Origin of the sequence: Streptomyces recifensis (assembly GCF_002154615.1) — a bacterium.
Lineage (GTDB): Bacteria > Actinomycetota > Actinomycetes > Streptomycetales > Streptomycetaceae > Streptomyces > Streptomyces griseoluteus.
The window spans coordinates 1-817 of the sequence record NZ_MUNH01000818.1 but is presented as its reverse complement, the minus strand read 5'-3'; the positions used below and the strand labels follow the sequence as shown (position 1 = coordinate 817).

Annotated in this window: 1 protein-coding gene; it reads left to right on the top strand. The window is 77.4% G+C overall.

Features of this window, described 5'->3' with window-relative positions; translation table 11 throughout:
• Position 1 precedes the first annotated feature (1 nt).
• On the top strand, positions 2–817 hold an 816-nt coding region (locus CCN33_RS30025; protein WP_244173991.1), incomplete at its 3' end, for an SAM-dependent methyltransferase.

Here is an 817-nt window from a genome sequence, read left to right as displayed (position 1 = left end):
GCTGGTGGCGGCGGCGCGGGCGATCGAGGCGCGCCGTCCGGACGCGCTGGCGCGTGACCCGTACGCGGAGTGCTTCGTGCGGGCGGCGCCGGTGTCGGCGCGCTGGCCGGTGTCGCCGGAGGAGGTGCCGCGTGGGGACGCCGATCCGGTGTGGGGGCGTCTGGCGCGGTACTTCGGGCTGCGGACGCGGGTGCTGGACGATGCGCTGCGGTCGGCGGCGCGGGCCGGGACCCGGCAGTTCGTGCTGCTGGGGGCGGGCCTGGACACGCGGGCCTTCCGGCTGGACTGGCCGTCGGGGAGCACGGTGTGGGAGGTGGACCGCCCCGGTGTGCTCGGCTTCAAGGAGCGGGTGCTGGCCCGGGCGGGCGCGGTGCCGTCGGCGGGCCGGGTGCCGGTGCCGGTGGATCTGCGCGGCGACTGGGCGGGGGCGCTGCTCGGCGCCGGTCTGGAGCCGGGGCTGCCGACGGCGTGGCTGGCGGAGGGGCTGCTGCTGTATCTCCCGGCGGCCGCCGAACGCCGGCTGATGGCGGTCGTCGACGAGTTGAGCGCGCCGGACAGCATGCTCGGTTACGAGGTGAAGCTGCTGAAAGAGGCCCGCGCGGTGCGGGACAGCCCGGTGTACGCGGAGGCGCGGGAGCGGCTCGGGGTGGATCTGCCGGCGCTGTTCGACGCTGATCCGCGTCCGGACTCGGCGGCGGATCTGGCGGGCCGGGGCTGGCGGACCGTGGTGGGGACGCCGTACGACCATGTCCGCCGGTACGGGCGGGGCCCGCGGCCGGAGCCGCACGACGCGCTGGCCGCGAACCGCTGGGTGTTC